Consider the following 24,884-nt stretch of genomic DNA (forward strand, 5'->3'; position numbering starts at 1 on the left):
CGTGACGTCCCCGCGTGGGTTCCGCGACCGCGGCGACGACAGTCTGCTCACGCTGCTCGGCGATGTTCCGGAGCTCGTGCGGAACCTCGTCATCGCCGAGATCGAGGCTGCGAAGAAGTGGCTCGCACGCACCGCCAAGGACGGCGGGTGGGGCGCGCTGTGGGTGTTCGCGGCGCTCTTCGTCCTGTTCTGGTCGGTCCCGGTCTTCGGCACGTTCGTGATCGCGGGGCTGTCCTCGTGGTGGCCGGTGTGGGTCTCGGCGATCGTGGTCTTCTTCGCGATGCTCATCGTCACCGCGATACTCGGACTGCTCGGCTACCTGCGGTTCCGCAAGATCGGCGAGCGCCAGAACCCCGTCCAGTCGATCGCCCAAGACGTCAAGGAGGTGCGCGATGAGCTCTGATGCGCCCGTGCCGATGCCCCGCACCGCCGTGCCCCTGGGCATCGCAGATCCCGTCGAGCAGGCCCGCGCCGAACTCAAAGCGGCCCTCGCCGCGATCGAGGTCAAGGCGAACCTGCCGCGGCGCCTGTCCGAGACCATCGACGACTCCGTCGAGAAGGCTCGCGCGTTCCAGCGCCGCAGCCCGGTGCTCGCCGCCGCCGCCGTCATCACCGGGGCGATCGCCATCGGTGCGGTCGTCTGGGGCCTGGTCCGCTCGTACACTCGCTGACCGATGCTCCACAGGCTCCACTCCCGGCCCGACACACGATCCGGGGGTGGGGGTATGCTCGGGAGTCAGGCAGTGCAATGGTGCGAATGCTGCCGATCGCGCGAGCCCGATTCGCTTCGCGCGTCGGCTGCTCGAACGTCCAGGGCGGCCGGCTGAGCATCACCGAGAGTCGACCCCCATGAACACAGCACACCCACACGCCAAGCCCCTTGCGGGATGGCGCGTTCTGGTGCCCCGAGGCGGGCCCTGGGGCGACGGCGTCGCCGCGTCGCTCCGCCGCCAGGGCGCCACGCCGGTCATCGCTCCGCTGATCAACTTCGCGCCGACCAACGACCAGGCGACCCTCGATCAGGCCCTCGCCGATCTGGCCGCCGGCGCCTTCGACTGGCTGACCGTGACGAGCGCCACCACGGTCGACGTGCTCTATGCGTATCGCGCGGTGGTTCCCGCGAAGACGAAGATCGCGGCGGTCGGCGAGACCACCGCGGCCGCGCTGCTCGCGGTCGGCTACCGCGTCGACCTGGTGCCCGAGCAGGACAACTCCGCCGCCGGCATGGCCGAGCAGCTGATCGCGCTCGAGCCCGGTGCCCGCGACATCCTGGCGCTGCGCAGCGAGATCGCCAAGCCGGTGCTCACCCGCATGCTCTCCGACGCCGGGCACCGCGTCCGCAGCGTGGTCGCCTACCGCACCGTCGGCGTGCCGGTCACGGATCGCATCGCCGAGGACGTCCGCTCCGGCCGGATCAACGCCGTGCTCGTGACGAGCGGATCGGTGGCCGAGCAGGTCCATCTGCAGTTCCCCGAGCTGCCCGAGACGACACTGATCGCGGCGATCGGCCCGCGTACTGCGAAGGACGCCCGGCGTGCCGGCCTGTCGGTCGACGTCATCGCCGACGCTCAGACCGTCGACGCGCTCATCGATGCCGTCGCACGCTTCTCGCTCCCGCACGCGGCCGACGAGTTCGCCCCTCGCACCGGCGCGCTGCCCCTTCCTCGCCGGGACTGATCCGGCATGGGTCGATGAGCCGGGCGCCGCGCGTCGTCGTCCTCGCGGGCGGGGTGGGCGGATCCCGCTTCGTCCTGGGCCTGCGATCCGCCCTCCGGTCGCGCGGCGTCGCCGATACCGCGTCCGCGCTGACCGTGGTGGTCAACACCGGCGACGACCTCTGGCTCTCGGGCGTGCGGCTCCAGCCCGATGTCGACTCGATCACCTATGCACTCGCCGGCGTCAACGACGCCGAGCGCGGCTGGGGTCGCGCGGGCGACACCGAGCGCGTGAACCACGAGCTGCAGGCCTGGGGTTCCGGGTGGCCCTGGTTCACGCTGGGCGACCTCGACCTCGGCACCCATCTCGCCCGCACCGGCTGGCTGCGCGAAGGCCTCACCCCGACCGAGGTGCTCGAGCGCATGTCGCACCGCTGGGAGCTCGGCGCCCGGCTGCTGCCGATGACCGATGCCGAGGTCGACACCGTGGTGACCGTGCGGGACGAGGACGGCATCCGCTCGATGCACTTCCAGGAGTGGTGGACGCGCCATCGTGCCACCCTCGAGCCCGTGAGCTTCGACAACCCCGGCGTGACCGGCGTTGAGCCTGCACCCGGAGTGGCAGAGGTGATCGCCGACGCCGACGTCGTGCTGCTCGCACCCTCCAACCCCGTCGTGTCGATCGGACCGATCCTCGCCGTGCCGGGCGTGCGGGCCGCACTGCGCAGCACCGCGGCGCCCGTGGTCGGCGTCTCGCCCATCATCGGCGGACGCGTGGTGCGCGGTATGGCCGACGTGTGCCTCGCGGCGATCGGCGTCGAGACCTCCGCGGCCGCGGTAGCGGCGCACTACGGGGCGCGGTCAGGGGACGGGCTGCTCGACTCGTGGCTGATCGCGGAGGAGGACGCGCTCGCGGCGGACGAGGTGGCGGGGCTCGGCATCCACTCGGTCGTCACCCCGCTGTGGATGACGGATGCCGCACGCTCGGCGGCGCTCGCCGAAGCCGCCCTGGCGACGGCCGCAGTCTGACGTGCCCGACCTGACCTGGTTCGCATGGGCGCTGCTCGGCGTCGCGGCGCTCATCGTGGGGCTCTCCAAGACCGCCGTTCCCGGTGCGGGCACCATCGCCGTCGCGATCTTCGCGGCCGTGCTGCCCGCCAAGGCGTCGACGGGCACGCTGCTGCTGCTGCTCATCGTGGCCGACCTCTTCGCCGTCACGATGTACCGGCGCCATGCGAACTGGCGTGTGCTCCTCCGGCTCGCACCGGCCGTCGTGGTGGGAGTGCTGCTCGGCGTCGGGTTCCTCGCCGTCGCCGACGACGCGTGGGTCAAGCGCACCATCGGCGTGATCCTCCTCGTCGTGATCACGCTCACGCTGCTGCGCCGGCGCGCCGGAAAGGTCGTCTCCGAGGAGGGCCCGCATCGGGTCGCCGCCGCGACCTACGGGACACTCGGCGGCTTCACGACGATGGTCGCCAATGCCGCCGGGCCCGTGATGTCGATGTACTTCCTCGCGGCCCGGTTCCCGGTCAAGGAGTTCCTCGGCACGGCCGCGTGGTTCTTCGCGATCGTGAACCTCTTCAAGGTGCCGTTCTCAATCGGACTCGGCATCATCACTGTGCCGGGGCTGCTGCTCGACCTCGTGCTGGTGCCGGTCGTCGTCGTCGGCGCGCTCGTCGGCCGGTGGCTCGCCGACCGGCTCGATCAGCGGCTGTTCGAGCGGCTGGTCATCGCCTTCACGATCGTCGGAGCGGTGTACCTGCTGGTCTGAGGCCCCGGCAGCGCGTCAGTCGGCCCAGGGCGACAGGCGGTCGTTGTCGCGCTCGCTGTCGTCGGGGAAGTGCGGCAGCTCGTACCCGCCGGCGCGGATGCACAGCCAGCGCAGCTGCTCCGGGCTCTCGGGCGCCGCGCGCCACGTGCGCCAGACACCCTGTCCGACCCGCACCGCCGAACCGGGGCCGACGTCGACGATGCCGCCGTCGAGTCCCATCTGCCCGCGGCCGGCGAGGAACACGTACAGCTCCTCGACGCGCGCGTGACGGTGCCAGTAGCCCGCCTCTTCGCCGGGCTCCAGGGCATTGGCCGTCATGCCGATGAACTGCATCGAGAGCTCGTGGTCCACCACGCGCCGACCGTCGCGCGAACTCTCGGGGCGGAACCCGCCGTGGTGATCCCGCCACTGGTCGAGTCCGCCGATGTCCAGCACTTCGTAGTCGCTCACGTCGCCAGGCTAGTCGGATGGGAAGGCCAAAGCGCGGCGGTGCATCGCCCCTTGATCTGTCGAGATGGCACAGAGTTCTGGCCGTCGGAGCACCGGACCTGGCTAGTCTCGCGACATGACCTCGCCCTACGGACCGGACTCCGGCCTCGTCCCGGCCGCGGAGAGCCCGGCCGCGGAGACATCCACGCCGGCGTGGCGCCGCTGGCTCACCCCGGCGGTGTGGCTGGGCGTCTTCCTCGGCATCTGGCTGCTGCTGTCCGCGGTGTGGCGCGGCGTGGCGATCGCGGTGGGGAACGCCCTGCATTCGCCATCCGGCCTCGGGCCGGAGGTCGAGCTGTACTGGACCTTCGTGTGGATCGCGGTGGGCGTCGGTGTCGTCGCCGTCGTGGCTTTCGCGGCACGCCGGTTCGTGGCACTCGCGCTCGCGCTGGTCCTGGTGGCGGGCAGCGCGTTCTTCGCGGTGAGCCTGTACACGAGCGTGCAGAGCGTCATCGCTCCCGTCGAGGAGGTGGACACCGGTCCGCTGCCCTGTCAATGCCACAGCGGCGGCACCTGCGAGTGCCCCGGGGGCTGACGCCTTACCGGGCGCTGCCCAGGAGCGCGGCCGTTCGCGGGCCCACCCCCAGCGCCACAGCGGCTCCGAGCTGCTCCGCGGTGTCGACGTCGCGGTGGAGGGTCGAGGCATCCGGAATCTGCAGGGGAAGGCAGCCCGAGGCGGTGTGCCGGCCGAACGAGCCGTCGCCGAACGACGACGACCACGCCACGCCCGCCAGCGCCGTCACCAGCGTCGAACCGGTCCCTTCGGCGTCCGCCACCACACCGCGGTCAACGGATGCCGCCGCCCCCAGCGCAGCGGCCAGATCGGCGGGTCGCAGCGAGGGCACGTCGCCGAGGAGTGCGGCCCTCGGCATCCGGGCGTTCGGATCCACGGCGGAGAACCCGGAGGCCACCGCCGCATCGAGCCCGCGCGCCTCGCCCTCGGGCACGAACCGCAGGGCCGGGATGGATGCCGCCTCCCGCGCCAGCGCCGGATCGTCGGTGACGACGACCACCTGTGCCACGACGTCGCACGCGGTCGCGGCGGCGAGGGTGTCGAGCGCGATCGCCCGGGCGAGCTCGGCACGCGGGATGCCGGGCACTTCGAGCCGGGACTTCCCCCGCGATGACGGCTTGACCGGCACGACGACGATCCAGCGGATGTGCCGTAACTCCGCCTGCTCTTTCTCCGGGTAGGACGACACGCCGTTGGAAGGCATGTCGACCGGCGGTTCAGGCGGAGTTGCTGCCCGCGTGCGGCGGCCGAACCAGCCGGTCACGAGCCGTACTTCGCGCGCAGGCGCGGGAGGATCTCTTCGCCGTACAGCCGCAGGAATGCCGCCTGGTCATGACCGGGGTCGTGGAACACCAGGTGGCGGAAGCCGAGGTCGATGTACCAGCCGATCCGCTCGACGTGCTCGTCGGGGTCGTCCGACACGATGAAGCGCGACGCGGCCCGCTCGATCGGCAGCTGCTCGCCGAGGCGCTGCATCTCGATCGGGTCGTCGACGCCCATCTTCTCGTCGGCCGAGAGCGCGAGCGGCGCCCAGAACCGCGTCTTCTCCTGCGCCGCCGCGATCGACGCGTCGAGCGAGACCTTGACCTCTATGAGCGTGTCGATCGCGTCGGCGGCTCTGCCGGCCTTCTCCAGCCCGTCGTGGAGGGCGGGAAGCAGCGTGTCGGTGTAGAGCTCGCGGTTTTTGCCGCTCGTGGTGATGAATCCATCCGCGATCCGGCCGGCGAGGCGGGTGGCCGCCGGCCCGGCCGCGCCGATGTAGATCGGCACGGGCTCGTCGAGCTTGTCGTAGATCGTGATGTTGCGGGCCGTGTAGTACGTGCCGTCGAAGTTCACCCGCTCCTCCGACCAGAGCCGCCGGATGAGCCCGATGGCCTCCTTGAGCCGCTGGAAGCGCTCCGGCGGATCCGGCCACGCGATGCCGAGATTCGCCTCGTTCAGCGCCTCGCCGGTGCCGACGCCGAGGATCACGCGACCGGGGTACATCACGCCCAGCGTCGCGAAGTCCTGGGCCACGACCGTGGGGTTGTAGCGGAACGTCGGCGTGAGCACCGACGTGCCGATGAGCACCTTGGAGGTCCTCGCCCCGAGCGCCCCGAGCCAGGGGACGGAGGCCGGAGCGTGCCCGCCCTCGTGCAGCCAGGGCTGGAGGTGGTCCGAGATGAAGACCGAGTCGAACCCGACCTCCTCCGCGAGGATCGCGAAGTCGAGGAGCTCGGTCGGACCGAACTGCTCGGCCGAGGCCTTGTAGCCGAAACGCAGCGGAAGGGTCATGCGGTTCCTCTCAGCGGTGCGCCCCAGGGCGCGGGGACGAACTCGGGGACCGGCGCGAACTCCGACCCGTCGGCACGGGCCAGCCGCGCCCGGAAGGCGTCGACGGTTCCCGGCCACAGCAGCGTCAGCCGCCCCGAGCGCTCGTCGACGTACCAGTTGCGGCATCCGCCGGCGATCCAGGGGGTGGATGCCGCGGCCGCCGCGATCTCGTCGGTGTACGACGTCTCGGCCTCGGCGGTGACCCGCAGCACGCCGCCCGACGCTGCCCGCAGCTCGAGGGCTCGCGCCGTGTACCCGGCCTGCTCCTCGATCATGAGCACCGACGAGGAGTGACCCAGCGACGCGTTGGGGCCGTTGAGCACGAAGAGGTTCGGGAAGCCCGACACCACGGTCGAGGCGAACGACGTCATGCCCTGCGACCAATGTCCCGCGAGGGTCGCGCCGTGCTCGCCGCGCACCAGCTCGGCGTAGGGCTGCCGGGTCGAGGCGAATCCGGTGGCAAGGACGATGGCGTCCACCTCGTGCCGGCTGCCGTCGGCGCCGACCAGCGTGGAGCCCTCGACGGACGCGAGGGCCGCCGGGACGAGCGTCACGTCCGGGGAGGCGACGGCCGGGTAGAAGTCGTCCGACAGCAGGACGCGCTTGCAGCCGAAGGCGTAGTCGGGGGTGAGCGCGGCGCGCAGCGCCGGGTCGGCGACATGGGCCTCGAGGTGGGCGAGGGCGACGGCCCGCGCGGATGACGAAGCCGCGGCGTCCCCCGACCGCGACGCGAACCGCGCCTCGCCCTCGGCGTAGAGGTCGGCGCGCAGCGCGGCGAGCTCTGCGGGATGCGCGGTGAACTCCCGGCGCTCCTCGGCGCTGTACGCGCCGCCGCCGCGGGGCACGATCCAGGCTGGAGTGCGCTGGAACAGCGTCACGTGGGCCGCAGTGCGGGCGAGCTCGGGAGTCAGCTGCACGGCGCTCGCGCCCGACCCGACGACCGCGACGCGCGCGCCCGCGAGGTCGGCGCGATGGTCCCACCGCGAGGAATGGAAGAGCGGACCCGTGAACGTGCCGAGTCCGGGGATCTCCGGGATCGACGGCTCGGTGAGGCGCCCGCACGCGAGCACCAGGGCGTCGGCGAGGACCGTGCCGCCCGAGGTGCCGATCCGCCACACCTCGTGCTCGGCATCCCAGTCCGCCGACTGCATCGCCGTGCCGAGTCGCAGGCGGTCGCCGAGCCGCTCCGATCCCGCGACGTCTTCGAGATACGCGCGGATCTCCTCGCCGGGCGCGTAGGTGCTCGACCAGTCCGGGTTCGGGTGCGACGCGAAGCCGTACAGGTGCGCCGGCACGTCGCAGGCGACGCCGGGATACGTGTTGTCGCGCCAGGTCCCGCCGATCGACGTCGCGCGCTCCAGCACGACGAAATCCTCGCGGCCGGCGCGCCGCAGGGCGATCGCCATGCCGAGGCCCGCGAACCCGGCGCCGACGATCGCCACCTCCACGCGGGTCGTGGAGGCGTTCACCGGGGCACCCCCGGGCGGCGGGGCTCGAGGTAGTCGGTGGTGCGCAGGCGGAACGGCCGGAACAGCCGCGCGGCGATGGCCGTGGCATCCGTCACCGGCAGTTCGAGGCCGTGCTCGATGCCCGCCTCGGGCTTCACCCGCCCGTCGAGAAGGGTGCCGCCGAGGTCGTCGCCGCCGGAGCGGAGGAGGACAGCGGATGCCTCGCGCCCGACGCGCGTCCACGGGATCTGGATGTGCGCGATGCTGCCCGAGAGCATCAGCCGCGAGACGGCGACCATGGCGCGATGCTCGTCCAGCGTGGAGCGGTCCGGGACGAGGGGCACGCCGCCCGAGGGTCCGGGGAGCGGGATCGGCACGAACTCGGTGAAGCCGCGGGTCTGCTCCTGGATGGCTCGCAGCAGCCGGAGGTGCGCGATGCGCTCGGCCGCGGTCTCGACGTGACCGTAGAAGAGCACCGAGGTCGAGCGCAGGCCGGTGCGGTGCGCTGCCGTGATGCCCTCGATCCAGCGGTCGATCTCGAGGTCGCCGGGAGCGACGAGGGCGCGCACGCGCTCGCTCAGCACCTTGACGCCGGTGCCGGGGACGGTGTCGACGCCGGCGTCGCGCAGCGCGCTGAGGGCGCCGGTGAGCCCGAGCCCGCCGCGATCGGCGAGGTCGCGCACGTCCTGGGGACGGTAAGCGTGGAGGTGGAGGCCCGGGGCCGCGGCCTTCACGGCACGGGCGAGGGCGAGGTACCCCTCGGGGTCCGCGGTCGGCGGCAGGAGCCCCTGCACGCACAGCTCGGTCGCGCCGAGGTCCCACGCGTCGGCGGCGATCGCGCCGACGTCGGCGAGGGTGAACGCCGCCGGGTCGTCGGTCGGCGCCGGGCGAAGGCCCGACGACGTGAGGTTGCGGTTCACGACGAGGCTCACGGCCTCGCCCACGGTGTAGCGGCGCAGGTCGTCGGCGGTCGCCGTCAGCGTGTCGAGGTCGTCGCCGCGTGACTCCAGGAGCGCCACCCACTCGGCGTCGTCGAGAGCGCCCGGATCGGATGCCGCGGTCTCGGCGAGCTGCCGGGCACTGCTCGTCGGGGTGGGGCGTTTCGTCTCGCTTCGCTCGCTCAACGACCGGACGGAGGGTTCTCCAGGCTCTCGGTCGTAGAGCGAGGGAGCGGAGCGAGCGCGACGAAACGCGTCGGGGTCGGAGGCAGCCGCCGAGACGCGCGCCAGGCCGGTGCCGGCGTCGGCGAGTGCGGCCACGGGCCCCCGCATCGCCGGGTCGAGCCATGTCTCGGCGTCGAGCACGAACTCCGGCTGCGCGGTGAGCCGCTCGCGCAGCTCGAAGCCCAGCTCGGCGGTGCGGAGCGCGAGATCGTCGAGGTGGGGCCACGGCCGCTCGGGGTTGACGTGGTCGGCCGTGAGCGGCGAGACCCCGCCCCAGTCATCGGCGCCGGCGCGGACCAGCAGATCGAACTCGGCGGGGTCGGAGAGGTTCGGCGGCACCTGGATGCGCATCCTTGCCCCCATGACCAGCCGCGCGACCGCGACGGCGGCGACGTACTCGAGCAGCTCGGCGTCGGGCGCCCCCTGCATCGCGGTCCGCGGCTTCGCCCGGAAGTTCTGGACGATGACCTCCTGCACGTGGCCCTGCCCGTCGACCATGTGCCGCTCATGCGCGTCGCGGATGGCGACGAGCGACTCCGCACGATCATCGAGCGTCTCGCCGATCCCGACCAGGATGCCGGTGGTGAACGGCACCCGCTCGCGTCCGGCGTCGTCGATCACCGCGAGGCGCACGGCCGGGTCCTTGTCGGGCGACGCGTAGTGCACCTGTCCGGGCTCCTCGAACAGGCGTCGGGACGTCGTCTCGAGCATCATCCCCATCGAGGGGGCGGTGGGGCGCAGCATCCGCAGTTCCTCCGCGGTCATGACGCCCGGGTTCAGGTGCGCGAGGAGTCCGGTCTCGGCCGTCACCAGACGAGCGATGTGCCCGACGTAGTCGAGCGTCGAGGCGAAGCCGTGCTCGTCGAGCCAGGTCCGCGCCTCGGGCCAGCGGTCCTCCGGACGATCCCCGAGCGTCAGCAGCACCTCCTTGCAGCCCATCGCCTGTCCTTGCCGGACGACGGCGAGCACCTGGGCCGGCGACATGAACGCGGGCTTGCTCTTCTTGAGGAGCTGCCCCGGAGTGTCCACGAACACGCAGTAGTGGCAGCGATCGCGGCAGAGTGTGGTGAGCGGGACGAAGACCTTGCGCGAGTAAGTGATGACGCCGGGGCGACCGGATGCCTCGAGCCCGGCGTCGCGCAGGGCTCCGGCGAGCTCGAGCAGGCGTTCCAGATCCTCGCCCGTCGCGGCCAGGAGCGCACGCGCATCGGCGGCGTCCAGGCGCTCTCTGCGGGCAGCGCGTTCGAGCGCGCGAGCCGTCTCCGGCGAGGAGACGGCGGAGGATGCCACGGAGGTCACCGGACCAGTCTCGCACCGTGGGAGCGACGCGGCGCCGTCGATCGTTGCCCTCCCGTAAGCAAAAGGTCGGGCGGGCGGGGGCGGGCGCTGGCAGACTAGACGCATGGTGACGCTGCTGCTCGACTCGACGCAGCTCGAAGTCGTGCTCTCGGGGGCCGAGAAGGCCATGGCATTCCGCAAGGGGAATGTCGTGATCGAGCGCTCGACGATCACCAAGGTCCAGCTCACGGACGACGCCTGGACGTGGCTCCGCGGCGTCCCGAGCCCTGGCACGCATCTGCGCGGCGTGGTCGCGATGGGCACCTGGAAGTCGGCGGGCGGCGAGGACTTCGCGATCATCCGCCGACGCCGTCCGAGCGTCGTCATCGACCTCGACGGCCACCCGGAGTTCCAGCGGATCATCCTCACCACCCGCCACGGGCTCGAACTCGTTCAGGCGCTGCACCTCGAAGCCGCCGACGAAGCCGTCGATGTGGTCGAGATCGCCGAGACGGGCGCCATTCCCACCGCTGCGCCGAAGAAGCCACGAGCGCGCAAGGCGCCCGCGGCCGCTCCGGCGGTCTGACGCCCTGCGCCGGGGGCTGACTCCCGTCAGCTGACGTCGCGGCGCCAGCTCACCAGGTGTCCGAGCAGCAGCAGCACCACCGCGTAGCCGAGCAGCACGAGCCCGCCCGCCCACCACTCCAGCGCGGCTCCGCCGCCGGGCATCCCCATCGTGAGGACGCTCGCACCGACGAGCGCGTCGCTGGCGGCGCCCGGCAGGTACTGGGTCACCTCCGACAGGCCCTCGACGAGCGATGCGGCCGCCCGGCCGACAGGCTCGAGGAACTGCGTGAACACGAGCACACCGACGATGGCGCCGACCTGGTTGCGGACGACCGCGCCCACGCCGATGCCGATGAGCACCCACAGGACGTAAGCCAGCAGCATCCGTCCGAACTGGGCCCACATGTCGACCGATGCGAGCTCGGTCTCGAGCCCGAAGCCCGCCAGGAAGCCCGCCGAGGCCCCGACGGAGGCGGCCGTGCCGATGACGCCGTAGAGCACCCCGAGGAGCACTCCTACGAGCAGCTTGGCCCAGAGCACGCGGCCGCGCTTCGGCGTGGCCAGGAAGGTCGGGGTCAGCGTCTTGTGCCGGAACTCCGAGGTGACCATCATCGTGCCGATGAGCAGCGGGAAGACGTATCCGACGGAGGTCGCGGTGCTGTACAGCAGACCCGCGAGGCCCTCTTCCGGCATCGACGGGGCGTCGCCGGGCAGGGAGCCGCTCGCCGCGGCGGCGAACACGTACCCCAGAGCGGCGGCGGTGAAGGCGACGTAGACGGCGAGGACGAGCGCGAGGATCCACCACATCGCGGTGCTGAACTGCTTGGTCGTCTCGGAGCGAGTGGCTGCGGCGAGGCTCATCGCTGCTCACCCCCTTCGTCGTGGCGCGTATGCACGTCTTCCTCGACCCAGTCGGGGGAGAGGTCGGAGAGGCTGCCGAGCCCGGCATCGTCGCCCTGGGGCGCTGCCTCAGGGACCGCCGCGTCGGACGAACCGTCGCCGTCCCGCTCGCGGGCCTCGGCCTCGGCGGCCGCTGCGGCGGCTCGTTCGGCGTCGAAGGCGGCGAAGAAGCGGTCGGCCTCGACATCCGCGTCGGTCTTGACGTAGTCCTCCCACGGGCGCTCGTCGTGGTCGGAGGCCACCGGCTCGACCGGATCGGAGTCGGCCAGCTCGGCGTCGATGTCGGAGATCGCCTCGACGTCTGCATCGGCGTCCTCGGCGTACGGCTGATCTGCCGGCGCCCACGGATCCGGCTCGTTCGGCTCCGCGCCCGAGCCGTCCGCCGGGGCGTCGCTCTCCGGCCGGTCGCTCTCCGGGGGGACGAATGCCTCAGGCTCAGGTTCGGGCTCGGGCTCGGGCTCGGGTTCGGGCTCCGGTTCGGGGTCCCACTGCACGGGCGCGTCGTCGGCGACCGGCTGCCATTCCGCCGGCTCCTGCGGGCCCGGCTCCTGCTCCGCCGGCGGGGACTCCGCCTGCTCCGGTTCCTGCTCCGCCGGCTCGGACTCCGCCCGCTCCGGTTCCGCGGGCTCGGGTTCGGCGGGCTCGGACTCCGCCTCGGCCGGCTCCTGCTGAGCGGGCGCGTCCTCGTCGGCCGGGCCGAGAGGCGCTTCGGACTCGACGGGCGTCGCCTCGGGCTCCTCGGGCGGGTACACCGTCGAGGCCTCTGCTTCTCCCGCCTCGTCGCCGACTCCCTGCGCGGGGATGATGTCGATCACGCCCGTGCTCGCCACGGCGAAGCCCGCGCTGCGCGGGGCGGCTTCCTCGGCCCGATCCTCGTCCGCGTGGTCCGCCCACGAGCCGCCGGCCACCGCGCCGCCCGCAGCCACCGCGCCGCCCGCGGCAGCCGCGGCGGCCGCAGGAGCGCCGGCCTCGGCGTTCAGCTCGGCCGCGACGGACGCGGTGTCGTCGGCTGCGGTGTCGTCGGCCGCGGCATCCGCCACCGTCTCGTCTCGGTCCACGACCGCGACGGAGCCCGACTCGATCGCCGGGATGACGTCGTCGAGGCCCGTGCCCGCGGCGCTCGCGTGCAGCCGGGCGCCGCTCACGAGGTCGAGGAAGACCTCCTCCAGTGCGGGACCGCGCTGATGCAGCGTCGACAGCGGCACGCCGGCGGCTGCGGCGGCGAGTCCGACCGCGGCCGGCTCGATGCCGCGCACGGTCAGCCCCGAGCGGAGCACCTCGAACGGCACGTTCGCACTTCGCAGCGCCTCGGCCAGGCCGGCGCGGTCGGGCGAATCGACCACGGTGGCCCGCTCCGTCGGATCGGCCAGCTCCTCCAGCGCTCCCTGGAACACCAGGCGGCCCTGCGAGATGATCAGCAGGGCGTCCACGGTCTGCTGCACCTCGGTCAGCAGGTGCGAGGACACGAGGACCGTGCGCCCTTCGCGGGCGAGCTGCCGCAGGAAGCCGCGGATCCACTTGATGCCCTCGGGGTCGAGACCGTTCGTCGGCTCATCGAGCACGAGCACACCGGGGTCTCCCAGCAGCGCGTAGGCCAGTCCCAGGCGCTGACGCATTCCGAGCGAGTAGCCGCCGGCCTTGCGTCCCGCGGCATCCGACAGACCCACCAGGCCCAGCACCTCGTCGACGCGGCTCTTCGGGATGCGCGCGGCCTGCGCGTAGACGGTCAGGTGGGCCGCTCCGGTGCGGCCCGGGTGGAAGCTGGATGCCTCGAGCACGGCGCCGACGGTCTGCAGCGGCTGGGGCAGCGCGGCGTAGCGCAACCCTCCGATGGTGGCGGTGCCCTCGGTCGCCTTGACCAGCCCGAGCAGGATGCGCAGCGACGTGGTCTTCCCCGCGCCGTTCGGCCCCAGGAATCCGGTGACGAGCCCCGGCTCCACCCGGGCGGTGAGCCCGGAGACGGCGGTGACGGCGCCGAACCGCTTCGTGACGCCTGAGAACTCCAGCACCTGTCCTTGGGGCATGCCGAAACCTCTCGTCTTCGGGAGCATTCCCCATATCTTTGCGGAAACCGGGCGCGGGCGTGGGGAAATGTGGCCGCGCCGCTCGCGCGTCTCCGTGAGTCCCCGCCTCGCGGTGCCGCCCCGGTAGCCTTGCGACCGTGACCGACGCCCCCGAACCCACCGTCCTCGTCCGTGCGAGCGGAGGGCTCGGCCGCCTCACGCTCAACCGTCCGCGTGCGATCAACGCCCTCGACCTCGGGATGATCCACCAGCTGCACGCCGCACTCGACGCGTGGGAGCACGACACCGAGGTCGACGTGGTGCTGATCGACGGAGCGGGCGAGCGGGGGCTGTGCGCCGGCGGAGACGTCCGCGGCCTCGCCGAGCGCGTCATGAGCGGCCGCGCCGACGACTCGGCCCAGTTCTTCCGCGACGAGTACGCCCTCAACGCCCGCATCGCGGAGTATCCCAAGACGATCGTCGCGCTCGCCGACGGCATCACGATGGGCGGCGGCATCGGGGTCGCCGGGCACGCCGCGATCCGCATCGTCACCGAGCGCTCGCAGCTGGCCATGCCGGAGACGCGCATCGGGTTCACCCCCGATGTCGGCGGCACGTGGCTGCTCGCGCACGCCCCGGGCCGGCTCGGCGAGTACCTGGGTCTCACCGGGGCGGTCATGGACGGCTCCGACGCGATCTACGCCGGCTTCGCCGATCACTTCGTGCCGTCCGAGAACCTCGACGGGCTCCGCGACGCGCTCGAGACGCGGGCGGACCCGTCGAGCCCGACCGAGCTCGTGCTGCTGTTCGACGAGACGCCGCCGCCGTCGAAGCTCATCCGCGCGCGCGAGTGGATCGACGACGCCTTCGCCGCCGACACGGTGTCGGAGGTCATCGGTCGCCTGCGCGCGCGGCCCGAGGCCGAGGCATCCGCCACCGCCGACCTGCTGGGCGAGCTGTCGCCCACCGGGCTCGCCGTGACGCTGGCGTCGGTGCGGCGTTCGCGCGACCTGCCCGGCCTGCGCGACGCGCTCGACCAGGAGTACGGCCTCGTCATGTGGTTCGCGACCTCGCAGCCCGACCTGGCTGAGGGGATCCGAGCGCAGGTCATCGACAAGGACCGTTCGCCGCGCTGGCAGCCGGCGACCCTGGCGGAGCTGTCACCGGATGCCGCGGCATCCGCGCTCGCATTCCGCCACGATGTGCCGCTGTGGTGAGCCGACCCCCTCGGCCGGTGGAATAGCCTGAGAGCCGCCGCATCGGCAGGCACTGGGGGGAGGGCGCACGTGTTCGACAGTCCGCTGTCCGCTTCCGCCTACGAGGTGCTCGGGGTCGACCCGACCGTCGACGAAGAGGCGCTGCGCAAGGCGTACCGACTGCGCCTGCGGCAGACGCACCCCGACACCGGAGGCGACGCCGCGGTGTTCATCCAGGTGCAGCGCGCCTGGGAGCTCGTCGGCACCGCCGACACGCGCGCGGCGTACGACCGCGGCCACGGCTTCGGCGACGCACCGGCCCCGGAGTGGTCGGGCTGGCGTGCACCGGCGGCTCGCACCGACACGCGGCCGCGAGCGCGCTCGTACGGACACCCCGGCGGATGGCGGCGCGAGCGCTACCTCTCGCTCATCCGGGAGTGGGCCGGCCGCGGCGTGACGCTCGAGGACCCCTACGATCCGGCCCTGGTGCGGTCGGCGCCGCAGCACCTGCGACGACTGCTCGCCGACGCTCTCGCCGAAGAGGCGACGGCGCGCATCGTCGCCGATCTCGGCATGGGCTACACGGTGTGGCACGACGTGGCACCGGCGGGGAGGGATGCCGATTCGGACGCGAAGATCGACCACATCGTCCTGGGCCCGAGCGGACTGTACGCGATCCTGTCGGAGGACTTCGGCGGTCCGGTGCGCCTGCGACGCGGCGACCTCGTCGGAGCCGCGGTGCCCGACGCTCCCATCGCCTCGCTGATCGCGCGCATGCGCGGTGTCGCGCGGGCCGCGGGCGTGCGGTTCAGCGGAGCCATCGTGGTGCTCCCCGACGACGACGTGCTGCAGACGATCGACGAGATCGGCAAGGTGCGCGGCACGCCGGTCGTGGTCGTCTCGCGCAGCGCGCTGTCGACGGTGCTGCGCCGCGGCATCACCGGGGTGCGTGCGATCGGCGGCAACGAGGTGTTCGACGTGCGCACTCGCCTGCAGCAGGCCGTGCGCTTCGCCTGAGCCCGGGCCGGATCAGCTCGGGGGAGCGCCGTCGGACCAGGCGGCGAGCTCGTTGCCCGCGGGATCGGCGAAGTGGAACCGCCGCCCGCCTGGGAAGCCGTAGATGTCGTGGATGATGCGGCCGCCCGACTCGGCCACCAGGTCGCGAGCGGCCTCGAGGTCGGTGACGTACAGGACAGTCAGCGGCATCTGCTGCTGGTGGTCGTCGGCGACCGCGTTGATGCCGGCGACGACGCCGCTGTCGGGGGTGTCGAGGTACTCGCCGTAGTCGGTGAAGCTCCAGCCGAAGGCGGACTCGTAGAAGCCGCGGGCGGCGGCGAGCGTGGCCGCGTCGGCGGCGCGGAACTCGATCAGGTCGATCTGGTTGTGGGTGGGCATGCGCCCGGTCTACCACCGGTCGCCGACACCGCGCACCCTCAGTCGTTCAGGCCGAAGAGCTCCAGCGGGTGCGTGAGGCGCCACCACGCGGTCGGGCCCTCGATGTCGTCCGCGAGCCGCAGGTCGACGGTCGCGGCATCCAACGGCCCGTCGACCGCGAGCGAGCCCACCGTGTCGCCCTGCTCGCGGTGGTCGCCGAGGGCGTAGGTGGTGGTCACGGTGCCGGCACCCCCGTTCCAGAGCACGACCGAGGCATCGCCGTCGGTCACGATGTCGACGTGCTCGCCCCACGCCGTGTCGACGCCTCCCGCCAGCGTGCCGGACGTCACCGAGGGCTCGGGCTGCAGCTCCGCCTCGAGCTGCGTGTACAGCGCTCGAGAGGCGTCGAGTCGGGCGGTGTCGTCCGGCTGGCCGAGCACCGAGGCGTACAGCCGGACGGCGGTGTCGCCCACCGTGATGTCCTTGGCCGAGAGCAGGTTCCAGGAGTCGAGCGTCCCGGTCTTGAGCCCGACGACACCGGGGTCGGCGAGGAGGGCATTGGTGTTCTCGACCGTGCCCGCCCCGGGGATGTCCACCGAGCGCTTGGCGACGATCTCGGCGACCACGGGGTGGGCCAGTGCCTTCTCGGCGAGGACGAGGAGGGCCTCCGGGGAGGCGGTGTTGCGGGAGTCCATGCCGGTGGGCTCGACGATCGTGACGCCGGACACCCCGTGCACCGACAGCCACGCCATCGCCGCATCTGCGAAGACCTCGTCGGACGGATAGAGATTGCCCGCCAGTCGGTCGGCGTAGTTGTTGGCCGACCCGATGAGCATGCCCTCGAGCATCTGGTACTCCGTGAGCGAGCCGCCGACGGGCACGTCGAGCGCCGACTCGCCGTTGGCGAGGTAGTTCCAGTAGTCGACCGAGTCCCAGTAGTCGAAGCGGAACTCGGGGCCCTGCTCGCCGACGGCGAGGGGCATCTGGTCGAGCACGACGAGGGCGGTGACGAGCTTGGTGATGCTGGCGATGGAGCGGGGATCGGCGGCGGATGCCGCGGCCCCCGCGATGCCGCCCACCGAAACGGCGGCGCTGCCCGCGGCCGGCCAGGTCGGGGCGGTCGCCGGCGCTGCGATCGGCTGCACCTCGACCGCGGAGACGACGGGGGCCACCGCGTGCAGTGGCCACAGGAGGGTCGTGCCGGCGTAGGCCCCCACGACGCCCGCGATCACGAGGGTGGGGACGACGACTCCGGCGCGCAGCGGGGAGCGGCGCGGGGGATCGACGAGCAGGCCGGCCTCGACAGGGACGTACGCCGTCGAGGCGGCGGTGAGGTCGGCGGGCGCCGCGGCCCGGAGGACCGTGCTCTCGTCCACCCAGGTGAGCGCGACGCGGCGGCTCTCGCTTTCGGGCGCCCGGTCGGCCACCGGATCGAGGCGGCCGAGGGGGGTGGTGCTCGCGGAGTCGTCGGCGATGGTCGGAGGTGCGGCGATCGAGCCCGTCGAGGAGCTCAGCGGAGCGGTCTCGGGATCGAGCGTGAGCACGCCCTCGGTGCCCTCGGACGCGGCGTCCGGAATCGCCACCTCACCCGTCTGCGCCCGGCGCGCACGGCGCGAGGGAGCGGGGGCGTCATCCAGAGTCACCCGCTCAAGATACCTCGCCCCGCGGCGTATATACTCGTCCGCATAACCACGGGAGTCCGGTGAGCCGGGCTGAGAGGAAGCGATCCACGCTTCGACCGTCGAACCTGATCCGGATCATGCCGGCGCAGGGAGGAGCCACCAGATGCACGCGTCCACGTCCATTCCCACGTCCACGCCCACGTCGTCCCCACCGTCATCGGTGAGCCCTTACCGCTGGCGCGTCGTCGACATCGTCGTCGCCAGCGTGATCGGCGTCGCGTCGGGGCTCGTGTTCCTGCTGTGGAACATCGCCTACCGCGGTCCGAGCGCGCTGCTCGAGCCCCTCCTCCCCGGCCTGCAGGGGCTGCTCGACGGCCCCTGGCTGTTCGCCGGGGTGCTGGGCGCCCTGATCATCCGCAAGCCCGGCGCCGCGGTCTTCACCGAGGTCGTCGCAGCGGGCGTCTCGGCGCTCACGCTCATCGGCAACTCGTGGGGCGCCTTCCTCACGCTCGAGGCCGGGCTCGTGCAGGGTCTCGGCGCCGAGCTGATCTTCCTCCTGTTCTTCTACCGTCGCTGGTCGCTGCCCGTCGCGATCCTCGCCGGCATCGGCGCAGCGCTGGCCGGCGGCATCAACAACCTCCTGCTCTGGTACGCCGGCGCCGACCTCCAGTTCGTGGTCGTCTACCTCATCAGCACGTCGCTCTCGGGCGCCGTGATCGCGGGCGCGCTGTCCTGGCTGCTCGCGCGCGGGCTCGCCGCCACCGGCGCTCTCGACCGCTTCGCCTCCGGACGCCAAGCGCGCACGCGCGTCTAGACGCGTGGCCGACATGTCGCCCCGCCCCGCCGCCGTGGAGGCGCGGGGATGGGGGTGGCGTCACGCGTCACGGCACGCGTGGGCGGTGCGGGATGCCTCGTTCCGCGTCGAGCCCGGCGAGCGGGTGCTGCTGCTCGGCGCCTCCGGCTCGGGGAAGTCCACGCTGCTGCACGGGCTCGCGGGCGTGCTGGGCGGCGACGAGGAGGGCGAGCACGAGGGCGCGCTCCTGATCGACGGCGAGCAGGCCGGGGCGGTGCGCGGCCGGGCCGGTCTCGTCCTGCAGGACCCCGACGCACAGGTGATCCTGGCACGGGTCGGCGATGACGTCGCGTTCGGCTGCGAGAACCTGGCGGTGCCACGAGACGAGATCTGGCCCCGGGTACGGTCGGCGCTCGACGCCGTCGGCCTCGACGTGCCCCTCGACCGGCCGACGAAGGCGCTCTCGGGCGGGCAGAAGCAGCGCCTCGCGCTGGCCGGACTCCTGGCGATGCGGCCCGGGCTGCTGCTCCTGGACGAGCCCACCGCCAACCTCGACCCCGGCGGCGTGGCCGAGGTGCGCGACGCCGTCACGCGGCTGCTCCACTCGCACCCGGCGACGCTCGTGGTCGTCGAGCACCGGGTCGACGTCTGGCTGCCCGTCGTGTCCCGGGTCATCGTGCTCGGCGACGGCGGCGTGATCGCCGACGGGTCGCCCGCCGAGGTCCTCGACCGCGAGGGGCCGGCTCTGGCGGCGCGCGGCGTCTGGGTCCCCGGCATCCCTCCCGCGCATCCGCCGGCCCCTGCGCACGCGCGCGGTGGAACGCTGCTTGCCGCGTCCAGGCTCGCGGTGCAGCGCGTCGCGGGGCATCCGGTCGCCTCCGGGATCGACCTCGATGTGCGCGCGGGCGCCGCCCTGGCCGTCACCGGGCCCAACGGCGCGGGCAAGTCCACGCTCGGCCTGACGCTCGCGGGGCTGCTGGCCCCGGCATCCGGAACCCTCCTCGCGACCCCGGAATTGGCAGCGGATGCCGGCCCCACGCCGATCCGCTGGACCTCGCGGCAGCTGCTCACCCGCATCGGCACGGTGTTCCAGGACCCCGAGCACCAGCTGCTGGCGAAGACCGTCCGCGAGGAGCTCGAGGTGGGGCCGCGCGCGCTCGGGCTCGACGACGCCCGGACGGCGGAGCGCGTGGACGAGCTGCTCGAGCGACTGCGGCTCGCGCCCCTCGCGGGCGCCAACCCCTACACGCTCTCGGGCGGCGAGAAGCGGCGCCTCACCGTCGCAGCCGCCTTGGCGACCGCCCCCCGCGTGCTCGTGCTCGACGAGCCGACCTTCGGCCAGGACGCCCGCACGTGGGCCGAGCTCGTCGCGCTCCTCGCCCGGCTGCGCGACGAAGGCTCGGCGATCGTCGCCGTCACGCACGACCTCGACGTGGTCTCGGCCCTGCACGCCGACCGGTTCGACCTCGCGCTCGCCGTGGCCTCCGACGGCCTCGGGTCGGGGGAGCGCACATGACCCTCCTGGACACGCACGCGCGCACCGGGCGGATGTCGCGGGTCAACCCGGTCGCGAAGCTCGGCGCCGCGGCCCTCATCACGATCCCCCTCATCCTGACGCTGGACGTGGTGTCGGCGACCGTCGCCCTCGTGCTCGAGCTGCTCCTGATGCCGCTCGCGGGCCTCGGCTGGCGCGAGTTCTGGGCGCGCACCTGGATCGTCTGGGCCCTCGCCCCGCTGACGGGCCTCACCATCGCCCTCTACGGGCGCACGAGCGGCGAGGTATACGTCCAGTGGCTCTTCGTGGAGGTGAGCGAGGGCTCGCTCATCCTGGCGCTCGCCACCACCATCCGCGTACTCGCGATCGCGCTGCCCTCCGTCGTGCTCTTCGCGAGCGTCGATCCCACCGATCTCGCCGACGGCCTCGGGCAGGTGCTGCGGCTGCCCGCGCGGTTCGTGCTCGGGGCCCTCGCGGGACTGCGCATGGTCGGGCTCTTCCTCGACGACTGGCGCGCGCTCGAACTCGCCCGCCGAGCCCGCGGCATCGCGGATCGGGGCCGCACACGGCGCTTCCTCGGCATGGCGTTCGCGCTCCTCGTGCTCTCGCTCCGGCGGGGGTCGAAGCTCGCGACGGCGATGGAGGCGCGGGGATTCGGCGCTCCCGGGCCCCGCACCTGGGCGCGGGAGTCTCCCTTCGGCGCCGCGGAGTGGACCCTCATGGCCGTCGGGCTCGCGATCGCCGTCGTCGCCTCGGCCGCCGCGCTCGGCGCCGGCACCTGGAACTTCATCCTCGGCCCCGGAGTCTGACCCTTCCGGCCTGCCGCCACTCGCCCGCCGGCTCAGATTCAGGAGACGCGCCGTCGCGGCCGGTCGCGGGCGGCCCAACCGCGGCGTGTCTCCTGAATCCGGAACGCCGAACGCCCCCGCTCAGCCCGAGGCGACCAGTGCCAGGTACTCGTCCTGCAGCGCGGGGAAGTAGCGGTCCCACGCGACAGTCGCGGCATCCCGTCCCTTGTGCACGGCGACGAGACGGTCGAGGTAGTACTCCCATCCCGGGCCGATCGAGCCGACGTCCTCGCCGGGGTTGAGGCGCTGCCCGAAGACGAGCATCGTCATCGGGCCCTTCTCCACGAGCTCGAACCACAGGTGCCACGCGCCGGTCGCAGCCGATGTGTCGCCGGCGAAGCGCCGGGGCGGGTCGCACTCCAGGATCGTGTACTCCTCGGGCGGCGCCTCGTCGTCCTCGGCGGTCATGAAGAAGGCGATGTGCCCGGTCGACGGGTCGCCCTCCCAGCGCCCGATCCACCGCTCCAGCCGGGCCGACTCGGTGAGCTCGCGCCAGATCTCGGAGGCGGGCGCGGCGAACATGCGGGTGAGAACCAGGTTGGGGGAGCCGTCGATGTCGGTGACGGTCCCGGTGATGGCGGTGCGTTCGGTCATGTCGCGTTCCACAGCTCCCGGTAGTAGGAGAGGCGCGGAAGGTCGGGATCGACTCCATAGGCCTCGATGAGGGCGTCCTCCCACCCGGGTCCATAGTTCCACTCCGTGCTCATCGACGCCACGGCGATGTCGCCCCAGCGATCGCCCGTGCCGAGCTGGCTCAGGTCCACGTGGGCCAGCCAGCGGCCGTCCTCTCCGATCAGCGTGTTCGGGCAGCAGGCGTCCGCGTGGCACACGACGAGCCGGTCGATGGGCGGCGGTTCGCGCAGAGCGTCGGGAACCCGGATGCCGCGTCCCTCGGCATTCGCGATCCGAGAGGCCACGCTCCAGTCGAAGGGGCACTCCGCCACCGGCAGCGCGTCGTGCAGCGCCCGCAGCGCCTCGCCCACCGCGCGGACGGCGGTGGCGGGCTCGGCGACCCAGCGCGGGGCGACCGCGCTCTCGCCCGGGATCGCCCGGGTGACCAGCCACTCGTCGGCGTCGTCGAACCCGGTCTCGAGCACGTGCGGCACGCGGACGTACCGCCCGGCCCATTCGAGCCGCTCCGTCTCGTCGGCGAGAGAGGACTCGGCGTTGCGGGGGCCGAACTTGATGTACCGCGCGTCGTCGGTGCGGAAGGTCAGGCCGCCGTACTCGTTCCGCCACACCGGGGTGACCGAGACGCCTCGGGCCAGGGTCTGCACCCGACCGGGCACGACGACGTCTTCGAGCGGGATCGTCATGGCGCTCAGGCCTCGAGCGCTGCGAGGAGGACCAGGGCGTGGTTGTGCTCGGCATCGTGCGCGCCGTCGTCGGGGGCAGGGTCGTCGTAGACCCTCTTCAGCCTCACTGCCATGCCACCATGATGCCCCGCCGACTAGCCTGGAGGTGGCATCCGTTCATCGTGAGACTCAGTCCCGCGTAGGGTGGGATGCAATGTCTCGGCAGTTCGAAGGAGAACGCATGGACCTCACGGGCGCCTCGGCCCTCGTCACCGGCGGTGCGAGCGGGCTGGGCCTGGCCACCGCGCGCCGGCTCGCCGACGCGGGCGCGATCGTCACGATCGTCGACCTGCCGAATTCGGCAGGAGCGGATGCCGCGGCCGACCTCGGCGGTTCGTTCGCCGCCGCCGACGTCACCGACGTCGAGCAGGTGGCCGCCGCCGTGGCCACCGCTGCCGCGGCCGGTCCGCTGCGCGTGGTCGTCAACTGCGCCGGCATCGCACCGCCCGCCAAGGTGCTCGACCGCGAGGGTGAGCCGACCCCGCTCGCCGGGTTCGAGAAGATCATCCGGGTCAACCTGATCGGCACCTACAACGTGCTGTCGCAGGCATCCGCGGCCATGGCGCGCACGGAGCCGACCGTCGACGGGGAGCGCGGGGTGATCGTCAACACGGCCAGCGTCGCCGCGTTCGACGGGCAGATCGGACAGCCCGCGTACGCCGCGAGCAAGGGCGGGGTGCACGCCATGACCCTTCCGGTGGCCCGCGAGCTCGCACGCCACGCCATCCGCGTGGTCACCATCGCTCCCGGCATCATGGAGACCCCGATGCTGATGGGTCTTCCCCAGGCGGCGCAGGACTCCCTGGGCCAGCAGGTGCCGCACCCGCAGCGGCTCGGCAGGCCCGACGAGTACGCCCGTCTCGTGATGGCGATCGTCGACAACGGCTACCTCAACGGCGAGACGATCCGGCTGGACGGCGCGATCCGCATGGCGCCGAAATAGAGACCCGAAAGGACTCCATGAGCGATTCGATCCTCCTCCACGTCGAGGGCGGGCTCGCCCGCGTGACGTTCAACCGTCCGGCGTACCTCAACGCCATGGACTTCGAGATGGGCGCCCGCTGGCGCGACGTCGCCCACGAGATCACCCGCGACCCTTCGGTCGGAGCCGTGATCCTGGATGCCGCCGGCCCCGCCTTCTGCGCGGGCGGCGACGTCGTCGCCATGGGAACGTCGGGCGCGACCGGCGCCGATGTCACCGGCGCCGCGCACGTCATCCACGAGGGCATCCGCACCTTCGCCCTGTCGGACAAGCCGATCGTCGCGGCGGTGCAGGGCGCCGTGGCGGGCGGCGGCCTCGGCCTGATGCTGACGGCCGACTACATCGTGGCGGCCGACTCGTCCAGGTTCGTGAGCAAGTACGCCAACATCGGACTCACGCCCGACCTCGGGGTGTCGACGCTGCTCCCCGCCGCGATCGGCCAGCGCCGGGCCCTGCAGCTGCTGCTGCAGGACCGCTCGCTGACGGCGGCCGAGGCGCTGGACTGGGGACTGGTGGCCGAGGTGCTCCCGGCGGCAGAGGTGGCCGCACGCGCCGCCGAGATCGCCGGCTTCTGGCTCGCGAACGCGACAGCCGCCTTCGGACAGGCCAAGCGCCTGGTGCGCGTCGGGGCCGACCGCACCTTCGCCGAGAACCTCGACGACGAGGCCGCGTCCATCGGCGCGCGCTTCGAGACCCCCGAGTCGCAGGCCCGCGTCGCCGCGTTCGCCGCGGCATCCGCCAAGAAGTCCGCCCCCAAGGAGAACGCATGACGACCCTCGCCGGCAAGACCATCCTGATGTCCGGCGGCAGCCGCGGCATCGGCCTCGCGATCGCCCTGCGCGCCGCGCGCGACGGCGCCAACATCGCCCTGCTGGCCAAGACCGACACCCCGCACCCGAAGCTCGAGGGCACGGTGCACTCGGCGGCCGAGCAGATCCGCGCCGCCGGCGGCCGGGCGCTTCCGATCGTCGGCGACGTCCGCAACGACGACGACGTCACCGAGGCGGTGCTGAAGACCCAGGGCGAGTTCGGCGGGATCGACATCGTCGTGAACAACGCGAGCGTCATCGACCTCTCGCGCTCGCTCGACCTGCAGGCCAAGAAGTACGACCTCATGCAGGACGTCAACGTGCGCGGCACGTTCATGCTGAGCCGCGCCGCGGTGCCGATCCTCAAGGATGCCGAGAACCCCCACATCCTGTCGCTGTCGCCGCCGCTGAACCTCTCGCCGAAGTGGCTCAGAGCGCACACCGGGTACACCCTGGCCAAGTACGGCATGACGCTGACGACGCTCGGCCTCGCCGCCGAATTCGCGAAGGCGGGCATCGCGGCCAACACGCTGTGGCCGGCCACGACGATCGCGACGGCGGCCGTGCAGTTCGCCCTCGGCGGCGACGCGATGATGAAGGTCAGCCGCACCCCCGAGGTCTACGCGGATGCCGCTTACGAGGTGCTGCTCAAGCCCGCCCGCGAGTACACCGGTCAGACGCTCATCGTCGAGGACGTGCTGCGGGATGCCGGCATCACCGACTTCTCCGGTTACGCGGCGGTCCCCGGAACCCCCGACGACCAGCTGTTCCCCGACATCTTCCTCGACTGAGGGCACCCGCGTAGGGTGG

General features: G+C 72.6%; 26 protein-coding genes and 1 riboswitch. Of the genes, 15 read left to right on the forward strand and 11 right to left on the reverse strand.

Annotation, left to right across the window (positions count from 1 at the left end; all coding sequences use genetic code 11):
- Position 1 precedes the first annotated feature (1 nt).
- From SOM19_RS02390 to SOM19_RS02410, 5 genes are all read left to right on the forward strand, one after another.
- Positions 2-403 carry a phage holin family protein gene (locus tag SOM19_RS02390; RefSeq protein WP_320484949.1) on the forward strand — a complete coding sequence of 134 codons (402 nt, stop codon included), beginning with the start codon at positions 2-4 and terminating at the stop codon, positions 401-403.
- Positions 393-671, forward strand: coding sequence for a hypothetical protein (locus SOM19_RS02395; RefSeq protein WP_320484950.1), 279 nt, complete (start codon positions 393-395; stop codon positions 669-671). The genes SOM19_RS02390 and SOM19_RS02395 overlap by 11 nt, the downstream gene beginning before the upstream one ends.
- Before the next feature lie 178 nt (positions 672-849).
- Positions 850-1,677: a uroporphyrinogen-III synthase gene (locus SOM19_RS02400; protein WP_320484951.1), complete on the forward strand. Its 828-nt coding sequence runs from the start codon at positions 850-852 to the stop codon at positions 1,675-1,677.
- A gap of 14 nt (positions 1,678-1,691) precedes the next feature.
- Complete coding sequence (cofD, locus tag SOM19_RS02405) at positions 1,692-2,684, forward strand: 2-phospho-L-lactate transferase (RefSeq protein ID WP_320484952.1); 993 nt, start codon at positions 1,692-1,694, stop codon at positions 2,682-2,684.
- Position 2,685: 1 nt separating this feature from the next.
- On the forward strand, positions 2,686-3,426 hold the full coding sequence (locus SOM19_RS02410; protein ID WP_320484953.1) for a sulfite exporter TauE/SafE family protein: 741 nt from the start codon (positions 2,686-2,688) through the stop codon (positions 3,424-3,426).
- A gap of 15 nt (positions 3,427-3,441) precedes the next feature.
- Here SOM19_RS02410 and SOM19_RS02415 read toward each other — a convergent pair whose 3' ends face one another.
- A complete protein-coding gene (locus SOM19_RS02415; protein WP_320484954.1) occupies positions 3,442-3,876 on the reverse strand; it encodes a cupin domain-containing protein in 435 nt (144 codons plus the stop codon).
- Positions 3,877-3,991: 115 nt separating this feature from the next.
- Here SOM19_RS02415 and SOM19_RS02420 point away from each other — a divergent pair, with 115 nt between their 5' ends.
- Positions 3,992-4,450: a hypothetical protein gene (locus tag SOM19_RS02420; protein WP_320484955.1), complete on the forward strand. Its 459-nt coding sequence runs from the start codon at positions 3,992-3,994 to the stop codon at positions 4,448-4,450.
- A 4-nt stretch (positions 4,451-4,454) separates the two neighbouring features.
- Here SOM19_RS02420 and cofC read toward each other — a convergent pair whose 3' ends face one another.
- From cofC to cofG, 4 genes are read right to left on the reverse strand one after another with little or no spacing between them, the layout of a single operon-like run.
- Positions 4,455-5,132: a 2-phospho-L-lactate guanylyltransferase gene (gene cofC / locus SOM19_RS02425; RefSeq protein ID WP_320484956.1), complete on the reverse strand. Its 678-nt coding sequence runs from the start codon at positions 5,130-5,132 to the stop codon at positions 4,455-4,457.
- A 56-nt stretch (positions 5,133-5,188) separates the two neighbouring features.
- Complete coding sequence (gene fgd / locus SOM19_RS02430; RefSeq protein WP_320484957.1) at positions 5,189-6,202, reverse strand: glucose-6-phosphate dehydrogenase (coenzyme-F420); 1,014 nt, start codon at positions 6,200-6,202, stop codon at positions 5,189-5,191.
- Positions 6,199-7,710 (reverse strand): flavin-containing monooxygenase, encoded by a 1,512-nt coding sequence (locus SOM19_RS02435; RefSeq protein ID WP_320484958.1) that lies wholly within the window; start codon positions 7,708-7,710, stop codon positions 6,199-6,201. Before SOM19_RS02435 ends, fgd begins: the two co-directional genes overlap by 4 nt.
- The gene (cofG, locus tag SOM19_RS02440; protein WP_320484959.1) at positions 7,707-10,151 is read right to left on the reverse strand and encodes a 7,8-didemethyl-8-hydroxy-5-deazariboflavin synthase CofG; all 2,445 of its coding nucleotides are present in this window, start codon (positions 10,149-10,151) and stop codon (positions 7,707-7,709) included. The genes SOM19_RS02435 and cofG overlap by 4 nt, the downstream gene beginning before the upstream one ends.
- Positions 10,152-10,254: 103 nt before the next feature.
- Between cofG and SOM19_RS02445 the strand changes: the two genes are divergently transcribed.
- On the forward strand, positions 10,255-10,716 hold the full coding sequence (locus SOM19_RS02445) for a hypothetical protein (RefSeq protein ID WP_320484960.1): 462 nt from the start codon (positions 10,255-10,257) through the stop codon (positions 10,714-10,716).
- A 26-nt stretch (positions 10,717-10,742) separates the two neighbouring features.
- On the opposite strand, the gene SOM19_RS02450 is transcribed toward SOM19_RS02445, so the two are convergent.
- Together SOM19_RS02450 and SOM19_RS02455 are read right to left on the reverse strand one after the other, a co-directional pair.
- Complete coding sequence (locus SOM19_RS02450; protein ID WP_320484961.1) at positions 10,743-11,558, reverse strand: ABC transporter permease; 816 nt, start codon at positions 11,556-11,558, stop codon at positions 10,743-10,745.
- Positions 11,555-13,621, reverse strand: a complete 2,067-nt coding sequence (locus SOM19_RS02455) for an ABC transporter ATP-binding protein (protein ID WP_320484962.1) — start codon at positions 13,619-13,621, stop codon at positions 11,555-11,557. Before SOM19_RS02455 ends, SOM19_RS02450 begins: the two co-directional genes overlap by 4 nt.
- Positions 13,622-13,758: 137 nt before the next feature.
- On the opposite strand from SOM19_RS02455, the gene SOM19_RS02460 reads away from it, so the two are divergent.
- Together SOM19_RS02460 and SOM19_RS02465 are read left to right on the forward strand one after the other, a co-directional pair.
- Positions 13,759-14,817: an enoyl-CoA hydratase/isomerase family protein gene (locus SOM19_RS02460; protein WP_320484963.1), complete on the forward strand. Its 1,059-nt coding sequence runs from the start codon at positions 13,759-13,761 to the stop codon at positions 14,815-14,817.
- Positions 14,818-14,886: 69 nt separating this feature from the next.
- The gene (locus tag SOM19_RS02465) at positions 14,887-15,813 is read left to right on the forward strand and encodes a J domain-containing protein (RefSeq protein WP_320484964.1); all 927 of its coding nucleotides are present in this window, start codon (positions 14,887-14,889) and stop codon (positions 15,811-15,813) included.
- Positions 15,814-15,825: 12 nt separating this feature from the next.
- On the opposite strand, the gene SOM19_RS02470 is transcribed toward SOM19_RS02465, so the two are convergent.
- Together SOM19_RS02470 and SOM19_RS02475 are read right to left on the reverse strand one after the other, a co-directional pair.
- On the reverse strand, positions 15,826-16,191 hold the full coding sequence (locus SOM19_RS02470; RefSeq protein WP_320484965.1) for a VOC family protein: 366 nt from the start codon (positions 16,189-16,191) through the stop codon (positions 15,826-15,828).
- 38 nt (positions 16,192-16,229) lie between these two features.
- Complete coding sequence (locus SOM19_RS02475) at positions 16,230-17,813, reverse strand: D-alanyl-D-alanine carboxypeptidase family protein (protein ID WP_320484966.1); 1,584 nt, start codon at positions 17,811-17,813, stop codon at positions 16,230-16,232.
- Positions 17,814-17,851: 38 nt separating this feature from the next.
- A riboswitch (TPP riboswitch) is annotated at positions 17,852-17,961 on the forward strand.
- Here SOM19_RS02475 and SOM19_RS02480 point away from each other — a divergent pair.
- The 3 genes from SOM19_RS02480 to SOM19_RS02490 all read left to right on the forward strand — a co-directional run bounded on the left by SOM19_RS02480 (position 17,956) and on the right by SOM19_RS02490 (position 20,889).
- Positions 17,956-18,606: an ECF transporter S component gene (locus tag SOM19_RS02480; protein WP_320484967.1), complete on the forward strand. Its 651-nt coding sequence runs from the start codon at positions 17,956-17,958 to the stop codon at positions 18,604-18,606. (Overlaps the previous riboswitch by 6 nt.)
- A gap of 13 nt (positions 18,607-18,619) precedes the next feature.
- A complete protein-coding gene (locus SOM19_RS02485; RefSeq protein ID WP_320484968.1) occupies positions 18,620-20,101 on the forward strand; it encodes an ABC transporter ATP-binding protein in 1,482 nt (493 codons plus the stop codon).
- The gene (locus SOM19_RS02490; protein ID WP_320484969.1) at positions 20,098-20,889 is read left to right on the forward strand and encodes an energy-coupling factor transporter transmembrane component T family protein; all 792 of its coding nucleotides are present in this window, start codon (positions 20,098-20,100) and stop codon (positions 20,887-20,889) included. Before SOM19_RS02485 ends, SOM19_RS02490 begins: the two co-directional genes overlap by 4 nt.
- A gap of 120 nt (positions 20,890-21,009) precedes the next feature.
- On the opposite strand, the gene SOM19_RS02495 is transcribed toward SOM19_RS02490, so the two are convergent.
- Positions 21,010-21,522, reverse strand: a complete 513-nt coding sequence (locus SOM19_RS02495) for an SRPBCC domain-containing protein (RefSeq protein WP_320484970.1) — start codon at positions 21,520-21,522, stop codon at positions 21,010-21,012.
- The gene (locus SOM19_RS02500; RefSeq protein WP_320484971.1) at positions 21,519-22,244 is read right to left on the reverse strand and encodes an aminoglycoside 3'-phosphotransferase; all 726 of its coding nucleotides are present in this window, start codon (positions 22,242-22,244) and stop codon (positions 21,519-21,521) included. Before SOM19_RS02500 ends, SOM19_RS02495 begins: the two co-directional genes overlap by 4 nt.
- Positions 22,245-22,464: 220 nt before the next feature.
- Between SOM19_RS02500 and SOM19_RS02505 the strand changes: the two genes are divergently transcribed.
- From SOM19_RS02505 to SOM19_RS02515, 3 genes are read left to right on the forward strand one after another with little or no spacing between them, the layout of a single operon-like run.
- Positions 22,465-23,226 carry an SDR family NAD(P)-dependent oxidoreductase gene (locus SOM19_RS02505; RefSeq protein WP_320484972.1) on the forward strand — a complete coding sequence of 254 codons (762 nt, stop codon included), beginning with the start codon at positions 22,465-22,467 and terminating at the stop codon, positions 23,224-23,226.
- A gap of 17 nt (positions 23,227-23,243) precedes the next feature.
- On the forward strand, positions 23,244-24,035 hold the full coding sequence (locus SOM19_RS02510) for an enoyl-CoA hydratase/isomerase family protein (RefSeq protein WP_320484973.1): 792 nt from the start codon (positions 23,244-23,246) through the stop codon (positions 24,033-24,035).
- On the forward strand, positions 24,032-24,865 hold the full coding sequence (locus SOM19_RS02515; RefSeq protein WP_320484974.1) for an SDR family oxidoreductase: 834 nt from the start codon (positions 24,032-24,034) through the stop codon (positions 24,863-24,865). The genes SOM19_RS02510 and SOM19_RS02515 overlap by 4 nt, the downstream gene beginning before the upstream one ends.
- The last annotated feature ends 19 nt before the right edge of the window (positions 24,866-24,884 follow it).

Source organism: Microbacterium sp. CFBP9034 (genome assembly GCF_034045255.1).
GTDB lineage: Bacteria > Actinomycetota > Actinomycetes > Actinomycetales > Microbacteriaceae > Microbacterium.

Excerpts from the sequence above, each read along its gene's own strand:
- SOM19_RS02395 (WP_320484950.1), top strand. The coding sequence starts at position 393 with ATGAGCTCTGATGCGCCCGTGCCGATGCCCCGCACCGCCGTGCCCCTG.
- SOM19_RS02400 (WP_320484951.1), top strand. The coding sequence starts at position 850 with ATGAACACAGCACACCCACACGCCAAGCCCCTTGCGGGATGGCGCGTT.
- cofD (WP_320484952.1), top strand. The coding sequence starts at position 1,692 with ATGAGCCGGGCGCCGCGCGTCGTCGTCCTCGCGGGCGGGGTGGGCGGA.
- SOM19_RS02420 (WP_320484955.1), top strand. The coding sequence starts at position 3,992 with ATGACCTCGCCCTACGGACCGGACTCCGGCCTCGTCCCGGCCGCGGAG.
- cofC (WP_320484956.1), bottom strand. The coding sequence starts at position 5,132 with ATGCCTTCCAACGGCGTGTCGTCCTACCCGGAGAAAGAGCAGGCGGAG.
- fgd (WP_320484957.1), bottom strand. The coding sequence starts at position 6,202 with ATGACCCTTCCGCTGCGTTTCGGCTACAAGGCCTCGGCCGAGCAGTTC.
- SOM19_RS02445 (WP_320484960.1), top strand. The coding sequence starts at position 10,255 with ATGGTGACGCTGCTGCTCGACTCGACGCAGCTCGAAGTCGTGCTCTCG.
- SOM19_RS02450 (WP_320484961.1), bottom strand. The coding sequence starts at position 11,558 with ATGAGCCTCGCCGCAGCCACTCGCTCCGAGACGACCAAGCAGTTCAGC.
- SOM19_RS02455 (WP_320484962.1), bottom strand. The coding sequence starts at position 13,621 with ATGCCCCAAGGACAGGTGCTGGAGTTCTCAGGCGTCACGAAGCGGTTC.
- SOM19_RS02470 (WP_320484965.1), bottom strand. The coding sequence starts at position 16,191 with ATGCCCACCCACAACCAGATCGACCTGATCGAGTTCCGCGCCGCCGAC.
- SOM19_RS02480 (WP_320484967.1), top strand. The coding sequence starts at position 17,956 with ATGCACGCGTCCACGTCCATTCCCACGTCCACGCCCACGTCGTCCCCA.
- SOM19_RS02485 (WP_320484968.1), top strand. The coding sequence starts at position 18,620 with ATGTCGCCCCGCCCCGCCGCCGTGGAGGCGCGGGGATGGGGGTGGCGT.
- SOM19_RS02490 (WP_320484969.1), top strand. The coding sequence starts at position 20,098 with ATGACCCTCCTGGACACGCACGCGCGCACCGGGCGGATGTCGCGGGTC.
- SOM19_RS02495 (WP_320484970.1), bottom strand. The coding sequence starts at position 21,522 with ATGACCGAACGCACCGCCATCACCGGGACCGTCACCGACATCGACGGC.
- SOM19_RS02500 (WP_320484971.1), bottom strand. The coding sequence starts at position 22,244 with ATGACGATCCCGCTCGAAGACGTCGTCGTGCCCGGTCGGGTGCAGACC.
- SOM19_RS02505 (WP_320484972.1), top strand. The coding sequence starts at position 22,465 with ATGGACCTCACGGGCGCCTCGGCCCTCGTCACCGGCGGTGCGAGCGGG.
- SOM19_RS02510 (WP_320484973.1), top strand. The coding sequence starts at position 23,244 with ATGAGCGATTCGATCCTCCTCCACGTCGAGGGCGGGCTCGCCCGCGTG.
- SOM19_RS02515 (WP_320484974.1), top strand. The coding sequence starts at position 24,032 with ATGACGACCCTCGCCGGCAAGACCATCCTGATGTCCGGCGGCAGCCGC.